The following is an 18254-nucleotide window of genomic DNA, read 5'->3' on the forward strand; positions in this document are numbered from 1 at the left end:
CCGCCCGCGACCCGGGCCCCCGCGTCCGGTCCGCCGCCCGGACCCCGGTCGGGTCGGCTGTCGGGCCCCCGCCTCCGGCCGGCCGTCGGGCCCCTGCAGCACAATGTGGCCATGCAGACCCTGACGGCCGTGGCGCACCGCGGCGACCCCTACCGCGTCCGTGAGAACACGATCGCCTCCCTGCGTTCCGCGCTCGACCGGGGCGCGGACGCCGTGGAGATCGACGTCCGGCTCACCCGGGACGGGGTGCCCGTGCTGCTGCACGACGACACGCTGAGCCGGTTGTGGGAGCACGACCGGCCGCTGCGGTCGATGTCGGCGGACGAGGTGCGCGAACTGACGGCCGGGCGGGTGCCCACGCTGGTGGACGCTCTGGCCGCGACGGACGGCAGCCGGGTCATGCTCGACCTTCCGGGCGGGCCCGGCCTGCCCGCGGTGCGGCGGATCGTCGGGGCGGTCCGCGACTGCGGCGCGCAGGACCGCGTGTACTACTGCGCGGGCCCCGAGACGATGCTCGCGGTGCGCGCGGCCGACGCGTCCGCCGAGATCGCGCTGACCTGGGCGACGCTCGCCCCGCCGCGGGCCGGTCTGCTGGCCGCGGTCCGCCCGCGCTGGCTCAACTACCGCTTCGGGTTGGTGACCCGGGACCTGGCGGCCCGGATCCACCGCGACGGCTACCTGCTGTCGGTCTGGACGCCCGACACCCGCCGCTCGATGCGGCGCCTGATCGAGTCCGGCGTCGACTCGATCACGACGAACCGCGTCGACGCCCTGTGCGCGGTCCGCGGCCACTGAGGCGGGACGTGGACGCCTGACGGGGACTCAGCCGCCGACGGCGACGGGGGCGCGGGACGCCGGCTGGGGCGTGAGCGCCTCCAGCCGCTTGATCCTCCTGCGCACGACGTACAGCGGGACGACCCCGAACACCCCGAACGACATGTCGACGACCGACCACCACGAGGGGATGCCCCGGATCGGCCCGCAGATCAGCGCGAGGGGGACGATCCCCGCGCAGGCGATCATCCCGAAGTCGACGACCCAGACGTTGCGGACGGGGTCGCGGTAGGGGCCGTAGAAGGCGACGGCGATGACCAGGTGGGCGAACGCCAGCCAGTCCGTGCCGTACAGCACGAACGGGTACTCGGCGTCGGCGGTGTCGAGTCCGCGCCGTACGCGTTCGATCCACTCCATCAGGCCGGGGGCGTGCTCCGGTGCGGACAGGGACCGCAGGAGGCTCTCGGCCCAGTGCAGTTCGTGCACCAGCGGGAAGGCGGTGGCCCCGCTGAGCACCAGACAGACGACGAAGAAGGCCAGCCAGGCGCGTATGCCCTTCAGCAGGGCGGCTCTGTCGCTCATGTCGGGAGCCTACGCCCGTAGTTGAACACGTTCAAAACCTGTTCCCCGGCTGTCCGCCGGGCTCAGCGCCGGGCCTGATCGCTCCGCGGTGCCGCCGGGGCCGGCGAGGGGACGCCCTGCGCGCGGCCGCCGCACCCCGGCGGGCGGGGGTGTGCGCTACGGCCGGGTCCGGCTCGTGGGCGTGGTGGCCGCCCCGGTCCGCGACTGCTCCTCCGACGGCTGCGCGGGCGTCGCCGACCGTTCGCGGGTGGGGACGGCCGGGCCGCTCGGGGCGCCGGAGACCCCGGTGCGGGGGCGCGGGACGAGGGACGTGCCGGCCGGATCCGGCACCGCCGACGGGGTGGGCGCGACTGCCTGGGTGGGCGGGACCGACGGAGCGGGCGAAGCGGGGGGCACGGGCGGCGACGGGCGGGGAGACGCAGTGGACCGGTCCGCGGACGGCGGTGCGAGAGGGACCACCGGCACACGGGGGGCCTCGTGTGCCGCCAGGCGCAGGGGCAGCGCGACGAGGAGGACGACCGCGCAGGTCAGACCGGCCCCGGCCGCGGCGCGCAGCAGCCGGCGGCGGGCCGCGGCACGGCGCAGCGCCTCGTACCGGCCGGGGGGCGGGGCGAGGCGGTCGGCGGCGGGCCGCAGGATCACCGCGAGGGGATCGTCGGGTTCGAACTCCGGACCGTCGTCAAAGCGTGCGATCAAGGCTTCTCCTCAGGTGGGCACGGAGCAGTTCACGGGCCGTGTGGAGGTCGGCCTTGACGGTTCCCTCCTTGCGCCCGGTCAGCACGGACACCTCCCGGATCGGCATGTCGGCGTAGTAGTGCAGCAGGATCGGGACGCGCAGCCGTTCGGGCAGCGACTGCACGAGCAGACGCACCGACGGGTCGGCCTGCTCGGTGTGGGGGCGGACGGCGGCCTCCGAGGTGGCACGGCGGACGGCCCTGCGCTCCCGCTCCAGCTTGCGCCAATGATCCCGGACGAGGTTGGCCGCGGTGACGTAGAGGAACCCGCGGGGCTCCTCCACGGACGTCCAGCGGGCCCAGAGCCGGGTGAACGCCTCGGACGCGATCTCGTGGGCCGTCTCGTCGTCGTCGACGAGACGGCGGCACCAGCCGGCGAGGCGCGGGTAGACGGCGGCGAACAGCTCGGACGCCGCCCTGTCGCGGGACCGTTTCAACGCTCTCCAGGGTCGTGCGGACACTCGTGGGACAGGACCCCGGGCCGTCGGCGTGCGTTCCACCGGCCCGGGATCCGGACGGGGGCGGATCAGGGGTGCGCGGAGGTCAGCGCACCGAAGACGATCACGTTGTCGCGGTAGCCGTCACCGCTGCGGGGGCCGCCGCACGTGATGAGCCGCACCTCCGGGCGGTGCACGTCCCCGTAGACGTCGTCCGTCGGGAACTCCGCCTTGGTGACCGTGCGTACGACGGTGACGGCGAACTCCGCCGCCGTGCCGTTCCCCAGGCGCACGACGATCCGGTCGCCGCGGCGCAGCCGTGCCAGGTGGCGGAAGACCCCGTCCCCGTAGGCACCGACCGTGACGTGCCCGAGGATCACCGACGGGCCGACCTGGCCGGGCGCCGGTGACATCCCGTACCAGCCCGCCCGGTCGTGCGCGGTCACCGGCGGCACCTGCATGCCGCCGTCCGGCGCGAGCCCCAGCCGGATGACGGGGGTGTCGACCCCGATGGCCGGGACGAACAGCCGGACGGGGACCGAACGCCCGGGCGCGGGCGCCGTCCCGGCCGCGGCCGGGGAGGGCGGCGGCGCACCGGCCTGGCGTCCGGTCTCGGCACGCCGGTCCGGATGGCCGCCGCAGCCCGTGAGCAGGGCGGCCGCCACGGCACCGGCGAACGCGCGCCGGGGAAACGGTGTCATGCCCCGGTCGTCCGCCGGCGACGGACGGCGAGGACCGTCGTGCCACCCGCGGCGGACACCGCGGCGGCGCCCGCGCCGATCAGTGCGCCACCTGGTCCCGCGGACGTGGACCCCGCCGCCACGCCGGTGTCGGGCGCCCCCTCGGGAACGACGGCGACCTGACCGCGACCCCGGTCCGGCACCGGCGCCGGTGCTCGGCCGGGGGCCTCGGAGGGCTCGGCCGACACCCTGGTCGGCGCCGGGGCCGGTGTCTGAGTGGCCGTGGGACGGCTGGTGGTCGTGCGGCCCGAGGGGGCCGGCGTGGCGTCATCGGCGCCGGCGGGCACGGCGCCCGCCAGCACGGCGGTACACGCGAGTGTCAGGGCGCTCAGGACGGTTCGGCGCATCGCATCGCTCTCTTTCGTCGGCCCGCCCGGTGCTCGGCGGGCTGCGTGACAGATCGAGCGGAGAGACGACGCGGCGAGAGAACGGGTTGTAAAGAGAGGGCAAAGCCGCCAGAGCCCACGGTCCGGCCCACGGCGCGTCCGGCCCGGGCGCGGGGCGGCGCCCGACCGCCCGACGCGGAGCCGCACGGCGACCGGCCCGGCGCAGGACGGAGCGGGGCGACCGGTCCGCGGCAGCCGAGGCAAGGCAGCGTCCGGGTTGGGCCGGCCGATCACCGCCGCCCCCGCGCATGGCACCCGGCGCAACACGGAGGCGCACGGCGGTGGGTGGCGGCTGCCGGTGTCCGGCGCACGACCGCCGGTCTGCGGCGCCGGTGTCCGGCCCACGGCAGTCGGCGCATCACCGCGTCCGGCGCCGGCCGGCGCACGCCGCGTCGGCGTACTTCAGTCGGCGCCCGGCACAGCGCCGTCGGCCTGTGGCGCCGCCAGACGTACGGCAGTCGACGCCCGGTGGTCGGCGGCGGCGGACGGCGGTCCCGGACGCTTCGCGGCCCCGGACGGTGCGTCACCGTCCGGGGCCGCGAAGCGGGAGGGGCCGGGGGCTCGGCGAGGGGCGCGCGGCACCTCACCCGGCGACGCGGGGGCCGCGCGTCACAGCTCGCGGCCCCTCGCGCCTCACGCGTCCAGCGACGTCATCACGTGCTTGATGCGGGTGTAGTCCTCGAAGCCGTACGCCGACAGGTCCTTGCCGTAGCCGGACTTCTTGAAGCCGCCGTGCGGCATCTCGGCGACCAGCGGGATGTGGGTGTTGATCCACACGCAGCCGAAGTCGAGCTTCTTGGACATCCGCATGGCTCGGCCGTGGTCCTTGGTCCACACCGAGGACGCGAGGGCGTAGTCGACGCCGTTGGCCCACTCCACGGCCTGGTCCTCGTCGCGGAAGGACTGCACGGTGATGACCGGGCCGAAGACCTCCTTCTGGATGATCTCGTCGTCCTGCTTCAGACCCGAGACCACGGTCGGTGCGTAGAAGTAGCCCTTGTCGCCGACCTGATGGCCGCCGGCCTCGACCTTGGCGTGCGCGGGCAGCCGCTCGATGAAGCCGGCGACCTGCTTGAGCTGGTTCGGGTTGTTCAGCGGGCCGTACAGGACGTCCTCGTCGTCCGGCCGGCCGGTCTTGGTCGCGGCGGCGGCCTTGGCGAGCGCGGAGACGAACTCGTCGTGGATCGACTCGTGGACCAGGACGCGGGTGGCAGCCGTGCAGTCCTGGCCGGCGTTGAAGAAGCCGGCGACCGAGATGTCCTCGACGGCCTTGTCGATGTCGGTGTCCTCGAAGACCACGACGGGGGCCTTGCCGCCGAGCTCCAGGTGGACGCGCTTGAGGTCCTTGGAGGCGGACTCGGCGACCGACATGCCGGCGCGCACGGAGCCGGTGATGGACGCCATCGCCGGGGTGGGGTGCTCGACCATCAGGCGGCCGGTGTCGCGGTCGCCGCAGATGACGTTGAAGACGCCCTTGGGCACGATCGAGCCGATGATGTCGGCGATCAGGACGGTGGACGCCGGGGTGGTGTCCGACGGCTTCAGGACGACCGTGTTGCCCGCGGCGAGCGCCGGGGCGAACTTCCACACGGCCATCATCATCGGGTAGTTCCAGGGAGCCACCTGCGCGCAGACGCCGATCGGCTCGCGGCGGATGATCGAGGTCAGCCCGTCCATGTACTCGCCGGCCGACCGGCCCTCGAGCATCCGCGCCGCGCCCGCGAAGAAGCGGATCTGGTCCACCATCGGGGGGATCTCCTCGGAGCGGGTGAGCCCGATCGGCTTGCCCGTGTTCTCCACCTCGGCCGCGATGAGCTCCTCGGCACGCTCCTCGAACGCGTCCGCGATCTTCAGCAGTGCCTTCTGGCGCTCGGCCGGGGTGGTGTCGCGCCAGCCCGGGAAGGCCGCCGCGGCGGCCGCCATGGCGGCGTCCACGTCCGCCTGCCCGGACAGCGGCGCGGTCGCGTACGCCTCGCCCGTCACGGGGTTGACCACCTCGGTGGTCCGTCCGTCGGCGGCGTCCCGGAACTCACCGTCGATGTAGTTGCGCAGACGACGCAGCTCGGTGCTCACTGCCGGCCCTCCTGTCAGGTTCTGGCTGCTTGTGAAGGTCTCTCGGGCGGGTCTGGGATGTCCACGCACTGAGACATGCCCACCCTAGTCGGCGAGCCGACGTTTTCAACACCCCCACTCGCGTCAACGCTGCGAAATCCGCAGGTCTCAGTCTCGTAAACAACGAAATTCATCGCCGCAGCCTTGCGGAACGGTCGATACGTCGTGCACAGTGAGGTGTGGCCAGTCGAAGCGCAGACCAGAGGGACCTTCGCGAGTTCAGGCACGGCACCCCCCATCTGGACGCCGTCTCCCTCGCGATCATCGAGCAGCTCCAGGAGGACGGCCGCCGGCCGTACGCCGCGATCGGCAAGGCCGTCGGCCTCTCGGAGGCGGCCGTGCGCCAGCGCGTCCAGAAGCTGCTCGACCAGGGCGTGATGCAGATCGTCGCCGTCACGGACCCGCTCACCGTGGGATTCCGCCGGCAGGCGATGGTCGGCGTCAACGTCGAGGGCGACGTGGAGTCCGTGGCCGACGCGCTGACCGGCATGTCGGAAGTCGAGTACGTGGTGATGACCGCGGGCTCGTTCGACATCCTCGCCGAGATCGTCTGCGAGGACGACGACCACCTGCTGGACGTCATCAACAAACGCATCCGGGCCCTGCCCGGCGTGCGCTCCACCGAGAGCTTCGTCTACCTCAAGCTCAAGAAGCAGACCTACATGTGGGGAACCCGATAACCGTGAGTACCAAGGACCTCAGCCGCACCGCGTACGACCACCTGTGGATGCACTTCACCCGGATGTCCTCGTACGAGAACTCCCCCGTGCCGACGATCGTCCGGGGCGAGGGCACCTACATCTACGACGACAAGGGCAAGCGCTACCTCGACGGTCTCGCGGGCCTGTTCGTGGTCCAGGCCGGGCACGGCCGCACGGAACTCGCCGAGACCGCGGCCAAGCAGGCGCAGGAACTGGCGTTCTTCCCGGTGTGGTCCTACGCCCACCCCAAGGCCGTGGAGCTCGCGGAGCGACTCGCCCACCACGCGCCGGGCGACCTGAACAAGGTCTTCTTCACCACCGGCGGCGGTGAGGCCGTCGAGACGGCCTGGAAGCTCGCCAAGCAGTACTTCAAGCTGGTCGGCAAGCCCACCAAGCACAAGGTGATCTCCCGCGCGGTCGCCTACCACGGCACCCCGCAGGGCGCCCTGTCCATCACAGGCCTGCCGGCCCTGAAGGCCCCGTTCGAGCCGCTGGTGCCGGGCGCGCACAAGGTCGCGAACACCAACTTCTACCGCGCCCCGATCTTCGGCGACGACCCGGAGGCCTTCGGCCGCTGGGCCGCCGACCAGATAGAGCAGCAGATCCTCTTCGAGGGTCCCGACACGGTCGCCGCGGTCTTCCTGGAGCCGGTGCAGAACGCCGGCGGCTGCTTCCCCCCGCCCCCCGGCTACTTCCAGCGGGTCCGCGAGATCTGCGACCGCCACGACGTGCTGCTCGTGTCCGACGAGGTCATCTGCGCCTTCGGCCGCCTCGGCACGATGTTCGCCTGCGACAAGTTCGGCTACGTCCCGGACATGATCACCTGCGCCAAGGGCATGACCTCGGGCTACTCCCCGATCGGCGCCTGCATCGTCTCCGACCGCCTGGCCGAGCCGTTCTACAAGGGCGACAACACCTTCCTGCACGGCTACACCTTCGGCGGGCACCCCGTCTCGGCCGCGGTGGGCCTGGCCAACCTCGACCTGTTCGAGCGGGAGGGCCTGAACCAGCACGTGCTCGACAACGAGTCGGCCTTCCTGCAGACCCTGCAGAAGCTGCACGACCTGCCGATCGTCGGCGACGTCCGCGGCAACGGTTTCTTCTACGGCATCGAACTCGTGAAGGACAAGGCCACCAAGGAGTCCTTCAACGAGGAGGAGACCGAGCGCGTCCTGTACGGCTTCCTGTCCAAGGCCCTGTTCGACAACGGCCTGTACTGCCGTGCCGACGACCGCGGCGACCCGGTCGTCCAGCTCGCCCCGCCGCTGATCTCGACCCAGGAGACCTTCGACGAGATCGAGCAGATCCTGCGCGCGACCCTGACGGAGGCCTGGACCAAGCTGTGACACGCCGGCGGGTGACCGGCCCGGCGTGACGCCCGCGCCGGGCCTGGCGTGACACCCGCCGCGCCCGGCGGCTCCCCGCCACGACCGGGCGCGCCGGCCACCCGCTCACCACCGCACGGCCACCCCAAGCGGTGACCCTCAGCGGTCACACGAGGTGATACCTCCGATCAGATGATCAACACCGGCCCCGGGGCCGCCCGTTCGAGTGAGAAACGGGCGCCCGGGGCCGCGTGCTCTGCGGCCCCCGGCCCTCGGCTGCCTAGCGTGCAGTGACCGATCGGCTTCGCCTTCGTTCCCCCAGATGGGGGAATTCGCGGATCGCGCACGGCATTTCCGATGTGAACGAGGTGTACGCCATGGTGGCCCCGCCGGACAGCGACGTGCTCTGGGCACGCGCCCTGCACTTCACCCACAACGACGGCTCGCCCGCGCTCAGCGGCGTCTCGCTCGGTGTCCGCCAGGGCGAGATCCTCGCCGTCGGCGGCCCGAGCGGCAGCGGCAAGACGACCCTGCTGCGGTGCCTGTCCGGGCTGGTGCGCATCCGGCGCGGCGAGGTGTGGTTCAACAGCACGGCCGTCCACACCATGGGCCCGTTCGCCCGTGAGCGGCTGCGCCGCGACCGGTTCTGCTGGATCGACCCCGCCCCCGTGCTCGTACCGGAGCTGAACGTCTGGGAGAACACGGCCCTGCCGCTGATGCTGCGCGGCACCGACCGGCGGCGGGCCCGCAGAGCGGCCCAGGAGTGGCTGGAGCGCCTCGACATCGGGGACCTCGCCCGCCGGCGCCCGCACCAGCTCCGCCAGGCCGAACGGCAGCGGGTCTGCATCGCCCGCGCGCTCGCGCCCGCCCCGACGGTGCTGTTCGCCGACGAGCCCACCGCGCCCCTGCACCGCGCCGACCGCGCCCACGTCCTGCGCACGCTCACCACGGCGGCCCGCTCGCACGGCATCACCGTCGTGCTCGCCACGCACGACGCCGAGACCGCGGCGCTCGCCGACCGCACGGTGTCCCTGCTCGACGGTCGGTGCGTGAGGACGGTGCACCTGCCCCCGGTGGGAGACACGGAAGGCCGGCCGGCGTGCTCGCTCTCCGTCTGACCCGCCTCGCCCGGCCCGCCGTCCAGCTGCGCCGGCTGACGGTCTGCGCCGCCTCGGCGGGCACGGGCTTCCTGCTGCTGTGCGCCCTCGGCTACGCGCTCGCGCACCCGGCCACGCCCGCCTCCGCCGTGCTGCGCCTGGCCTGGTGCGCGGTGCCGCTGGCCACCACCGCCTACCTGGCGGTCGCCGTGGCGCGCACCGATCCCGGCACCCGGCCCCGTCCGGGCCTGTCCGCGGTCGGTCTCGGCCCCGGCCGGCTGATGGCCGTCTCGGCGGCGACGACGGCGCTGTGCTGCGGGCTCGGCTCGGTGGTGGCGCTGATCACCTTCCTGCGTCTGCGCGGCGACCTGCTGGGCGGGCCGCTCACGGGGACGGCCGCGGAGTTCCTGGCGCCCGGCGGGCCGCTGCCGCTCCCGGCGATGCTCACCCTGCTCGCCCTGGTGCCGGCGATCGCCTCCGTGGCGGTGGCTGTGGCGCTGCGGCCGCGCGACCCCCGGCCGCCCGCGGCGGCGCGGAGCGCGGTCCGGGGATACGGACGCTTCGGGGCGTACCGGCGCACCGGGGCACGGGAGACGTTCGGGGCGTACGGACGCTTCGGGGCGCGGTGGCGGGCCGCGGCCCGCCCGGAACCGTCCGACGGACCGCACGCCGACGACGGCCGGCCGGCACCGCAGCCGGCCGCAGCACGGGTCGCCGCCGGCACCGCGCACCGTCATGGAGCCGCGCTGTCACGGGTGCCCGGCGACCCGACCGGCGCCGAGGCGGCGGCCGACTCCCCGGCCACCGCGGAGGACCGGCCCGACCCCCCTACCGGCCCCGGGCCGGAACGGGACGACCTCGACCCAGGCCGCCCGCCGGCGCCCCGCAGGCCTCCCGGCGGTCTGCCCTGGGGCATCGCCGTGCTGGCCGCCGGGCTCGCCGTCGAGGCCTACGCGAGCCGCACCGCCGCCTCCCCCTCGCCCGCGCTGCCCGGGGGCCTCGCGGTCGACTCCGTCTCCGTCCTCCTCGGCTGGCTGCTGACCGCCGTCGGCCTGGCACTCGCCGGGCCCGGCCTCACTCACCTGTGCGGACGCGCGCTGCAGTCGGTCGGCCCGGGCGCGCTGCGCCTCCTGGCCGGCCGCGTCCTGATGGAGGAGGCCGGCCGCATCGGCCGCCCCCTGGGGCTGGTCTGCGCGGTCGCTTCGGGCACGTACGCCATGGTCACGCTGTCCGGCGACGCGCCCGCGGTCGGCCCGCTGACCGCCCTCGGCACTCTCCTGGTGGCCGGCTGCGCGCTGGCCACGCTGCTGACGGCCGCCGTGGAAGCGCGGCAGGCACGCGCCGAAACTGTCGCGGCCCTGCTGCGGCTGGGCGCGCCCGCCACGATGCTGCTGGCCGCCGCCGCCCTGCGCGCCACGGCCCTGCTGGCCCTGTTCGCCCCGCTGACCCTGGTGATCGCCCACCTCGCGGCCCTGCCGCTCATCCGCTGACCCGGCGCCGGCGGGCGGTGCCGGAACGCACGAGGCCGGCGGAGCGGCAGCGGTCGGTGAAAAGACCGCCGTATGCCGATGAGTTTCGCCCGGTTCCCGGGTCTGCCCCACCGAACGGACCAACCCCGAAGGGAGCACCGCATGTACCAGCAGATGATCTTCGTCAACCTGGCCGTCGGCGACGTCGACGCCTCGAGGAAGTTCTTCACCGAGCTCGGCTACGCCATCAACCCGCAGTTCACGACCGACGACTGCGCCTGTGTCGTCATCAGCGACACGATCATCGCCATGCTGCTGTCCCGGCAGCGCTACGCCGGCTTCACCAAGAAGGAGATCGCGGACTCCACGCGGACCAGTGAGGTCCTGCTGTGCCTGAGCGCCGAGAGCCGCGGGAAGGTCGACGAACTGGTCGACCGGGCGATCGCGGCTGGCGGCTCGGCGACCGGCGAGACCCAGGACCACGGCTTCATGTACGGGCGTGCCTTCGACGACCTCGACGGCCACACCTGGGAGGTCATGTGGATGGACCCGGCCGCGGTACAGGGCTGAGCCCGTCGCGGCGCGCCGCGCGGCACGGCACGGGCGGCTGCGTCGGCACCCGCCCGTGCCGTGCGACGGTTCCCCGGCCGCGGGACCGCGCCGCCTCGCCACGCGACAGCGTCGTCCCGCGCCGCCCGATCCCGCCTCCGTGCCCTCGATCTGACGGCGGATCGGACGCCCCGCCCGATGCGTTGAAACATGCGGCCGGTTAACGAGTGTGCAAAGTCAACACCCGTGGGCGGCTCACGCATTGACACTTCTTATGGAACGCTTATAGACCTGTGAGCCTCCCGGGGGCGCTGGGGTGTGCTTCGTCGTCGCCCCAACTCCCCTGCCACCCCCCGCAAGAGCACATCCCGAAGGGCACAGTGTCCACCTTGTCGATATCACGCCGTACCGCCCGAACCGTGCGCGTCCTCGGTGTCGCCTCCGCCTCGGCCGCACTCGCGATCGGTGTCGCGGGCAACGCGCTCGCCTGCAACATCAAGGAGTTCTCGGCCGAAGCCAAGTGCGCCGGGAACAAGGGCGTCATCGTCGTCACCGACGTCGACCCCTCCGGCACCCCGGCCGAGGTCACCGTGTTCCTCGAGAACAACGGCGCCGACGCCAGGCAGGTCGGCCGGCAGACGGTCGCGGGCACCCGCAAGGGCGCCACGATCACCTTCGTCGAGGACTGGCAGCCGAACGCCGTCTACCGCGTCCACGTCAAGGCCCCCAAGAAGGTCGGAGCCAAGGTCAAGGACCTGGTCAACGCCGACATCACGCCCAACCTGACCACCCCCTCCACGGCCTGCTCGGCGGAGGCGAGCCCGAGCCCGTCGGCCGGCGCGTCCTCGCCCGCCACCTCGCCGGCACCGACGGAGTCCGGCACTCCGGCACCGTCCGCCTCGCAGAGCAGCACCGCCCCGGCAGGCAGCACCGCCCCGGCGGGCACGTCCGGTCCGGCGGGCGCCCCGAGCAACGCCCCGTCGCCCGCGGCCGGTGAGTCGAACCTCGCCGAGACCGGCGCGGACTCCAACACCGGCCTGATCGCCGGTGCCGCGGTGGTCCTGGTCGTCGTCGGCGGTGCCGCGGTCTTCTTCGGTCTGCGCCGCCGCGGGGCGAACGGCCGCCGCTGACACCACCGTGTCCACTGCGGGCCCGTCCCGGCTCCGGGGCGGGCCCGCGGTGGACAGGCGCCGCTGCGGGGCCGGCACAACGATCCGCTCCGCGTCCGGCACCGGCCGTGTGCGGGGCGGCCGTACGGCTCACGCCGGGCGGCGATCAGTCCAGTACGACGACGTCGGCCACGTCGAACGTCACGCCGACGTCGTCACCGACGTCCGGTGCCGCCCCGAGCGCGCAGGCGGCCTCCAGCGGCGGCGCGTCCCCGGGACGCAGGCGGACGGCGACGTGGGTGCCCTTGAAGGTGCGGGCGGTCACCCGGCACCGCAGGCCCTCGTCGGCGGGGGCCAGACGGACCCCGGCGGGCCTGACGAGGAGCGTGCGGGTGCCCTGCGGTGCGCCGAGTGGCACCGGCACCTTGCCCCAGGGCGTGACCGCGGTGTCCCCGTCGACCGCCGCCTCGGCCACGTTCTCGAAGCCGAGGAAGCGGGCGACGAAAGCGTCCGCCGGCCGCTGCCACACCTCGATCGGCGTACCGGACTGGGCGATGCGCCCGTCGCGCATCACCACCACCCGGTCGGCCAGCGCGAAGGCCTCGCCCTGGTCGTGGGTGACGGCGAGGACGGTGGTGCCGAGGCGCCCGAAGAGCTCCCGCAGTTCGACGACCAGCCGCTCCCGCAGCGCGCGGTCGAGCTGGCCGAGCGGCTCGTCCAGCATCAGCAGCCGCGGCCGGGGCGCCAGCGCCCGGGCCAGCGCCACCCGCTGCTGCTCGCCGCCGGAGAGGGCGGCCACGGGCCGGGGCCCGGCGCCGGGCAGCCCGACCAGGTCGAGCAGCGTGCCGACCCGGCCGGCCCGTTCCCCCTTCGGGGTGCCGTGCATGCGCAGCCCGAACGCGACGTTGCCGGCCACGTCCCGGTGCGGGAAGAGCTGGTGGTCCTGGAACATGAGCCCCACCTCGCGCCGGTGCGGCGGCACTCCCGCCTGGTCCCGCCCGTCGAGCAGCACCCGCCCGGAGTCGACCGGCTGGAGCCCGGCCACCGCCCGCAGCAGCGTCGACTTGCCGCTGCCGCTGGGTCCGAGGACGCACACGATCTCGTGCTCGGCCACCTCCAGGTCGACGGTGTCGAGCACGGCCCGTCCGTCGAAGCGGACGGTCGCGCCCCGCAGGGTCAGCAGCATCTAGAACTCCCCGCTCCGGTCGAAGGACGCCTTCCCGGCCGCGTGGGTCCGGGACCGCGGGAGCAGTCGCTCCAGCACCAGCAGCGCCACCGCGCACACCACCATCAGAATCGTCGACAGGGCCATCGCCTGGCCGTAGTTGAGGTCACCCGGCCGCCCGAGCAGACGGGCGACGGCGACCGGCAGGGTCGGGTCGTCGGGCCGCGCGATGAACACGGTGGCCCCGAACTCGCCGAGCGACACCGCGAAGGCGAACCCGGCGGCGATCAGCAGCGCCCGCCACACCAACGGCAGGTCCACCTCCCGCCACACCCGCCACGGGGAGGCGCCGAGCACGGCCGCGGCCTCGCGCAGCCGCGCGTCGACCGCCCGCAGCACCGGCAGCATGGTCCGCACGACGAACGGGACCCCGACCAGGGCCTGCGCGAGCGGCACCAGGATCCACGAGGACCTGAGGTCCAGCGGCGGCTCGTCCAGCGTGATCAGGAACCCGAAACCGACCGTCACCGCGGACACCCCCAGGGGCAGCATCAGCAGCGCGTCGAAGCCGCGCACGATCCGGCCCGCGTCCCGGCGGGCGAGGCCCGCGGCGGCGAGCCCGCCGATGACCACGGCGATCGCGGTGGCGGCGACGGCGTACGACAGGGACGTGCCGACGGCGTGGACCGGCGCGACCAGGAAGGTGCCGCCGTCCGCGTCGGTCAGCGCCCGGTAGTAGCCGAAGCCGGACGCGAACGACCGCTGCACGAGTACGGCGAGCGGCAGCAGCAGGAGCAGCAGGACGGTGGCGAGGACACCGGCGAGCAGCGCCCACTGCCCGGCCCCGCGCGGCCTGCGGGCGGTCGTGGCGGCGTCGGCCAGCCGCAGGGCGGTCTCGCGCCGCCGTACGGTCCAGGCGTGCACGGCGAGGATCGCGCCCACCGCGAGGAACTGGACGATCGTCAGGACGGCGGCCGTGGACAGGTCGAAGATCTCGGAGGTCTGCCGGTAGATCTCCACCTCCAGGGTGGCGAAGGTGGGGCCGCCGAGGATCTGCACGACACCGAAGGAGGTGAAGGTGAACAGGAAGACCATGAGCGCGGCGGCGGCCACGGCGGGCGCGAGCGCCGGCAGCGTGACCTTGCGCCAGGCGGTCAGCGGGCAGGCACCGAGCATCCGGGCGGCCTCCTCCTGCCGCGGGTCGAGCTGTGCCCACAGGCCGCCGACCGTGCGGACGACGACGGCGTAGTTGAAGAAGACGTGCGCGAGCAGGATCGCCCACACCGTCGTGTCGAGCCGCAGACCCCACAGCTCGTCGAGGAGACCGCCGCGGCCGACGAGGGCGAGGAACGCCGTCCCGACGACGACCGTGGGCAGCACGAAGGGCACGGTGACGAGCGCGCGCACGACCTGGCGGCCCGGGAAGTCCAGGCGGGCGAAGACGTAGGCCGCGGGGAGCGCGAGCAGCAGGGTGAGGGCGGTCGAGGCGGCCGCCTGCCAGGTGGTGAACCACAGCACGTGCCGGATGCCGCTCTGCCCGAGCACCTCCGCGATCCGCCCGGCCTGCCAGACACCGTCCACCCGCAGACCGCGCGCGACGATCGCGGCCACCGGGTAGGCGAAGAACACGGCGAAGAACGCGACGGGCCCGGCCATGAGCCCGAGCCGCGCCGCGCTCCCCGCCCGGTCCCTGGGCGGGGCTACTTCAGGACGAGCGATGTCCACGACTTGACCCACTGGTCGCGGTGGTCGGCGATCGTGCCGGGGGCCATGGTCCGGGGGCTCCTGGCAGCCGGGCCGAACCGGGTGAACTCGGTGGGTACGGCCGCTCCCGCGGTCACGGGGTAGACGAACATGTTGAGCGGCATGTCCTCCTGGAACCGCCGGGAGATCAGGAAGTCGATGAGGGCCTTGCCGCCCCTGGTGTTCCGGGCGTTGCTCAGCAGTCCGGCGAACTCGACCTGCCGGAAGCAGGTGCCCGCCGCGACGCCGGTGGGGGCGGTCTTCGGCCTCGGGTCGGCGAAGACGACCTCGGCGGGCGGCGAGGAGGCGTACGAGACGACGAGCGGCCGGTCGCCCTTGGCCTTCCTGCCGCCGGCCGAGCCCGAGAACTCCTCGTCGTAGGCCTGCTCCCAGCCGTCGACGACCTTCACGCCGTTGGCCTTGAGCTTCTTCCAGTAGCCCTGCCAGCCTCCGTTGCCGGCACCGCCCCCGGCGGTGTCCCCGTCGCCGTACTTCGCGGCGCTGCCGAGCAGGAAGCCGAGGCCGGGTGAGGAGGTGGCGGCGTTCTCGGTGACGAGGAGGTTCCGGTAGGCCGGCTTGGTGAGGTCGTCGAAGGTCTGCGGCGGGCTCAGCCTGTGCTCGCTGAAGTACGCCTTGTCGTAGTTGACGCAGATGTCGCCGTAGTCGACCGGTGTGACCCGGTGCTTGCCCCGGTCCAGCTGGTAGGCGGAGCCGACCTTGTCCAGGCCCTTGGCCTCGTACGGCTGGAACAGCCCGTTGCCGAGCGCCCGCGACAGCAGTGTGTTGTCGACGCCGAAGAGCACGTCGCCCTGCGGGTTGTCCTTGGTGAGGATGGCCTTGTTGACGGCCTGGCCCGCGTCGCCGTCCTTGAGGACCTTGACGGTGTAGCCGGACTGCTTCTCGAACTCCTTGATGACGCCCTCGGACACGGCCCACGAGTCGTGGCTGACCAGGGTCACGGTGCGGGAGTCCGCCGCGCCGCCTCCGCCGGCGGAGCCGTTCGGCGACCCGCAGGCGGACAGCGTGACGAGGCCGAGCCCGACCGCCACGGCCACGAAGGTCTTGGTGTGCACTGGATTCCTCCTGGAGTGACCAGGAAGAGACGCGGCCCTGCCCGGGGCCGGCGGAGAAGGTCCGCCGGCCCCGGGCAGGGCGCAACAGCTCGAGTGATGACCGATCTCCCTACCCAGAATGACCTGGGCGAGGTTCAGAGGGTCTGCGGCCTGTGTGCCGCACTCTCAGCGCTGTGGCGCTCCCCTGTCGGAATATGAAGATGTACGGATGTGAAGACAAGACGAGTATGCGGTTGTCGGACGGCTCAGACTACCTCTCGGTCGCCGCGAGCTGACCACACGCCCCGTCGATCTCCTGGCCCCGGGTGTCCCGGACGGTCACCGGCACCCCGTGAGCGGCGATCGCCTCCACGAACGCCTTCTCGTCCTCGGGCCGCGAGGCGGTCCACTTGGATCCCGGCGTCGGGTTCAGCGGGATGAGGTTGACGTGCACCGGCCTGTTCTTCAGCAGCCGGCCGAGCCGGTCACCACGCCACGCCTGGTCGTTGATGTCCCGGATGAGCGCGTACTCGATGGAGAGCCGGCGCCCGGACCTGGCGGCGTACTCGAACCCGGCGTCGAGCACCTCACGCACCTTCCAGCGGGTGTTCACCGGCACGAGCGTGTCGCGCAGTTCGTCGTCGGGCGCGTGCAGGGAGATGGCGAGCCGGCACTTGAGGCCCTCGTCGGCGAACCGGTGGATGGCCGGCACCAGCCCGACCGTCGACACGGTGATCCCGCGCTGCGACAGCCCCAGCCCGTCCGGCTCGGGGTCGGTGAGCGCCCGGACGGCACCGACGACACGCTTGTAGTTGGCGAGCGGCTCGCCCATGCCCATGAAGACGATGTTGGACAGGCGCGCGGGACCGCCGGGGACCTCCCCGTCACGCAGGGCCCGCATCCCGTCGACGATCTGGTGCACGATCTCGGCGGTGGACAGGTTGCGGTCCAGGCCCGCCTGCCCGGTGGCGCAGAAGGGGCAGTTCATGCCGCAGCCCGCCTGCGAGCTGATGCACATGGTCACCCGGTCCGGGTACCGCATGAGCACCGACTCCACGAGCGTCCCGTCGGACAGCCGCCACAGTGTCTTGCGGGTGGTGCCCTGGTCGGTCGACAGGTGCCGGACGACCGTCATCAGCTCCGGGAGCAGCGCCTCCCGCAGCTTGGCCCGTGATCCGGCGGGGATGTCGGTCCACTGCTCGGGGTCGTGGGCGTACCGCGCGAAGTAGTGCTGCGAGAGCTGCTTGGCACGGAACGGCTTCTCGCCGATCTCGGCGACGGCCTCCTTGCGCTCGGCAGGCGTGAGGTCGGCAAGGTGCCGCGGCGGCTTCTTGGCTCCGCGCGGGGCGACGAAAGTGAGTTCTCCGGGCTTGGGCATGGTGCGTCCAGTGTCGCAGATCCAATCGGGTGACCTGGGGCTGTCCACCTGGACGACTGTCGTCAGTGGTCGTCACCGGCCGTCGTTGATCGCCCTCGGACGGTCCACAGACGGCCCGGCCCACACACAGATCCCCCGGACAGCCCTGGCGGCGGCTGAGCGGCTGGGCTGCCCGGGGGGTGCTGGGCGCGCTGGACACCCTGGAGCAGGGACTGCTTCGTCCCGAAGCACACCGGGCGGGCGTGCGACCTGTACCCGAATCGTCTGTGACCTGTGATGACCGTCCCCGGGAGTCCGTGGTCGTCCGTCTGGGTTCGGGGCCGTTGCAGCGCAGTCAGACACTCAGGTGATCGATGCGGCGCTTGAGAAACGGCTCCCGGCAGCCCGCAATGTCGCCGCTTCGTGCGGCCGCCACGAGAGCAGTGACGAGCGGTACGGACCATGTGATGACGTGGGTGGACAGGGGGAAGCTCGACAGGGAATAGCCGTCCCCGCTGAGGAAAGCGACCGCAAGCAGCACAACGGGTGTGCCGGCGGTGAGTGCTGCGAGCAGCCCTCGCAGCAGCGGACGCTTCAGCAGCCGGCCGGGGGCCAGCGCCAAAGCGAGCCCGGTGGTCGCACCGAGCAGCACCCCGAAGGCCAAGCTGCCCATCACCAAGCAGGCTCCTACCAGCATGACCAAGCGAAAACCGCCCCATTGCCCCGCGGTCAGGTAGCAGAGCGCAGCCACGAGACAGACGGACCCCAGGATCCCGGCGGGCCAGGCTCCCATCCCGGCACCCAGACGCACACCTCGCCAGACCACTATCCGGCTTCTCAACGGGGCCCCCTCCGCAGCTGGATGCTCGACCCTACCGCCGGCTTCGCCGTGCATCCGCAGGGGGCGAGAAGGAGAAGACTG

General features: G+C 73.1%; 18 protein-coding genes. 7 read left to right on the forward strand and 11 right to left on the reverse strand.

Features of this window, described 5'->3' with window-relative positions; all coding sequences use genetic code 11:
• The first annotated feature begins 111 nt into the window (after window positions 1–111).
• Entirely contained in the window at window positions 112–795 is a 684-nt protein-coding gene (locus ACWDNY_RS12810) for a glycerophosphodiester phosphodiesterase (protein ID WP_451645759.1), read from the forward strand.
• Window positions 796–822: 27 nt separating this feature from the next.
• Here ACWDNY_RS12810 and ACWDNY_RS12815 read toward each other — a convergent pair whose 3' ends face one another.
• From ACWDNY_RS12815 to ACWDNY_RS12840, 6 genes are all read right to left on the reverse strand, one after another.
• Window positions 823–1356, reverse strand: a complete 534-nt coding sequence (locus ACWDNY_RS12815) for a hypothetical protein (RefSeq protein WP_451645760.1) — start codon at window positions 1354–1356, stop codon at window positions 823–825.
• A gap of 156 nt (window positions 1357–1512) precedes the next feature.
• On the reverse strand, window positions 1513–2052 hold the full coding sequence (locus tag ACWDNY_RS12820; RefSeq protein WP_451645761.1) for a hypothetical protein: 540 nt from the start codon (window positions 2050–2052) through the stop codon (window positions 1513–1515).
• Complete coding sequence (locus ACWDNY_RS12825; RefSeq protein WP_451645762.1) at window positions 2036–2527, reverse strand: RNA polymerase sigma factor; 492 nt, start codon at window positions 2525–2527, stop codon at window positions 2036–2038. Before ACWDNY_RS12825 ends, ACWDNY_RS12820 begins: the two co-directional genes overlap by 17 nt.
• A gap of 89 nt (window positions 2528–2616) precedes the next feature.
• A complete protein-coding gene (locus ACWDNY_RS12830; protein WP_451645763.1) occupies window positions 2617–3228 on the reverse strand; it encodes a class F sortase in 612 nt (203 codons plus the stop codon).
• Window positions 3225–3614 carry a sortase-dependent protein gene (locus ACWDNY_RS12835; protein WP_451645764.1) on the reverse strand — a complete coding sequence of 130 codons (390 nt, stop codon included), beginning with the start codon at window positions 3612–3614 and terminating at the stop codon, window positions 3225–3227. The genes ACWDNY_RS12830 and ACWDNY_RS12835 overlap by 4 nt, the downstream gene beginning before the upstream one ends.
• 672 nt (window positions 3615–4286) lie before the next feature.
• Window positions 4287–5726: a gamma-aminobutyraldehyde dehydrogenase gene (locus ACWDNY_RS12840; RefSeq protein ID WP_451645765.1), complete on the reverse strand. Its 1440-nt coding sequence runs from the start codon at window positions 5724–5726 to the stop codon at window positions 4287–4289.
• Window positions 5727–5944: 218 nt separating this feature from the next.
• Here ACWDNY_RS12840 and ACWDNY_RS12845 point away from each other — a divergent pair, with 218 nt between their 5' ends.
• The 6 genes from ACWDNY_RS12845 to ACWDNY_RS12870 all read left to right on the forward strand — a co-directional run bounded on the left by ACWDNY_RS12845 (window position 5945) and on the right by ACWDNY_RS12870 (window position 12036).
• Window positions 5945–6445, forward strand: a complete 501-nt coding sequence (locus ACWDNY_RS12845) for an Lrp/AsnC family transcriptional regulator (protein ID WP_451645766.1) — start codon at window positions 5945–5947, stop codon at window positions 6443–6445.
• On the forward strand, window positions 6430–7812 hold the full coding sequence (locus tag ACWDNY_RS12850; protein ID WP_451645767.1) for an aspartate aminotransferase family protein: 1383 nt from the start codon (window positions 6430–6432) through the stop codon (window positions 7810–7812). Before ACWDNY_RS12845 ends, ACWDNY_RS12850 begins: the two co-directional genes overlap by 16 nt.
• A 356-nt stretch (window positions 7813–8168) precedes the next feature.
• A complete protein-coding gene (locus ACWDNY_RS12855; protein WP_451645806.1) occupies window positions 8169–8909 on the forward strand; it encodes an ABC transporter ATP-binding protein in 741 nt (246 codons plus the stop codon).
• Window positions 8891–10378 carry a hypothetical protein gene (locus tag ACWDNY_RS12860; RefSeq protein ID WP_451645768.1) on the forward strand — a complete coding sequence of 496 codons (1488 nt, stop codon included), beginning with the start codon at window positions 8891–8893 and terminating at the stop codon, window positions 10376–10378. Before ACWDNY_RS12855 ends, ACWDNY_RS12860 begins: the two co-directional genes overlap by 19 nt.
• A gap of 141 nt (window positions 10379–10519) precedes the next feature.
• Complete coding sequence (locus ACWDNY_RS12865; RefSeq protein WP_451645769.1) at window positions 10520–10927, forward strand: VOC family protein; 408 nt, start codon at window positions 10520–10522, stop codon at window positions 10925–10927.
• Between the two features lie 368 nt (window positions 10928–11295).
• Window positions 11296–12036, forward strand: coding sequence for an LAETG motif-containing sortase-dependent surface protein (locus tag ACWDNY_RS12870; RefSeq protein WP_451645770.1), 741 nt, complete (start codon window positions 11296–11298; stop codon window positions 12034–12036).
• 145 nt (window positions 12037–12181) lie between these two features.
• Here the strand turns inward: ACWDNY_RS12870 and ACWDNY_RS12875 are convergent, their stop codons facing one another.
• The 5 genes from ACWDNY_RS12875 to ACWDNY_RS12895 all read right to left on the reverse strand — a co-directional run bounded on the left by ACWDNY_RS12875 (window position 12182) and on the right by ACWDNY_RS12895 (window position 18011).
• On the reverse strand, window positions 12182–13201 hold the full coding sequence (locus tag ACWDNY_RS12875) for an ABC transporter ATP-binding protein (protein ID WP_451645771.1): 1020 nt from the start codon (window positions 13199–13201) through the stop codon (window positions 12182–12184).
• Window positions 13202–14836 (reverse strand): ABC transporter permease, encoded by a 1635-nt coding sequence (locus tag ACWDNY_RS12880; RefSeq protein ID WP_451645772.1) that lies wholly within the window; start codon window positions 14834–14836, stop codon window positions 13202–13204.
• Window positions 14837–14880: 44 nt separating this feature from the next.
• Entirely contained in the window at window positions 14881–15996 is a 1116-nt protein-coding gene (locus ACWDNY_RS12885; protein WP_451645773.1) for a thiamine ABC transporter substrate-binding protein, read from the reverse strand.
• Between the two features lie 250 nt (window positions 15997–16246).
• A complete protein-coding gene (gene rlmN / locus ACWDNY_RS12890) occupies window positions 16247–17353 on the reverse strand; it encodes a 23S rRNA (adenine(2503)-C(2))-methyltransferase RlmN (RefSeq protein ID WP_451645774.1) in 1107 nt (368 codons plus the stop codon).
• A gap of 334 nt (window positions 17354–17687) precedes the next feature.
• Entirely contained in the window at window positions 17688–18011 is a 324-nt protein-coding gene (locus ACWDNY_RS12895) for a hypothetical protein (protein WP_451645775.1), read from the reverse strand.
• Between the last annotated feature and the right edge of the window lie 243 nt (window positions 18012–18254).

Source organism: Streptomyces sp. NPDC003697 (genome assembly GCF_053587115.1).

Excerpts from the sequence above, each read along its gene's own strand:
- ACWDNY_RS12865 (WP_451645769.1), top strand. The coding sequence starts at position 10,520 with ATGTACCAGCAGATGATCTTCGTCAACCTGGCCGTCGGCGACGTCGAC.
- ACWDNY_RS12875 (WP_451645771.1), bottom strand. The coding sequence starts at position 13,201 with ATGCTGCTGACCCTGCGGGGCGCGACCGTCCGCTTCGACGGACGGGCC.
- rlmN (WP_451645774.1), bottom strand. The coding sequence starts at position 17,353 with ATGCCCAAGCCCGGAGAACTCACTTTCGTCGCCCCGCGCGGAGCCAAG.
- ACWDNY_RS12835 (WP_451645764.1), bottom strand. The coding sequence starts at position 3,614 with ATGCGCCGAACCGTCCTGAGCGCCCTGACACTCGCGTGTACCGCCGTG.
- ACWDNY_RS12880 (WP_451645772.1), bottom strand. The coding sequence starts at position 14,836 with ATGGCCGGGCCCGTCGCGTTCTTCGCCGTGTTCTTCGCCTACCCGGTG.
- ACWDNY_RS12830 (WP_451645763.1), bottom strand. The coding sequence starts at position 3,228 with ATGACACCGTTTCCCCGGCGCGCGTTCGCCGGTGCCGTGGCGGCCGCC.
- ACWDNY_RS12810 (WP_451645759.1), top strand. The coding sequence starts at position 112 with ATGCAGACCCTGACGGCCGTGGCGCACCGCGGCGACCCCTACCGCGTC.
- ACWDNY_RS12815 (WP_451645760.1), bottom strand. The coding sequence starts at position 1,356 with ATGAGCGACAGAGCCGCCCTGCTGAAGGGCATACGCGCCTGGCTGGCC.
- ACWDNY_RS12855 (WP_451645806.1), top strand. The coding sequence starts at position 8,169 with ATGGTGGCCCCGCCGGACAGCGACGTGCTCTGGGCACGCGCCCTGCAC.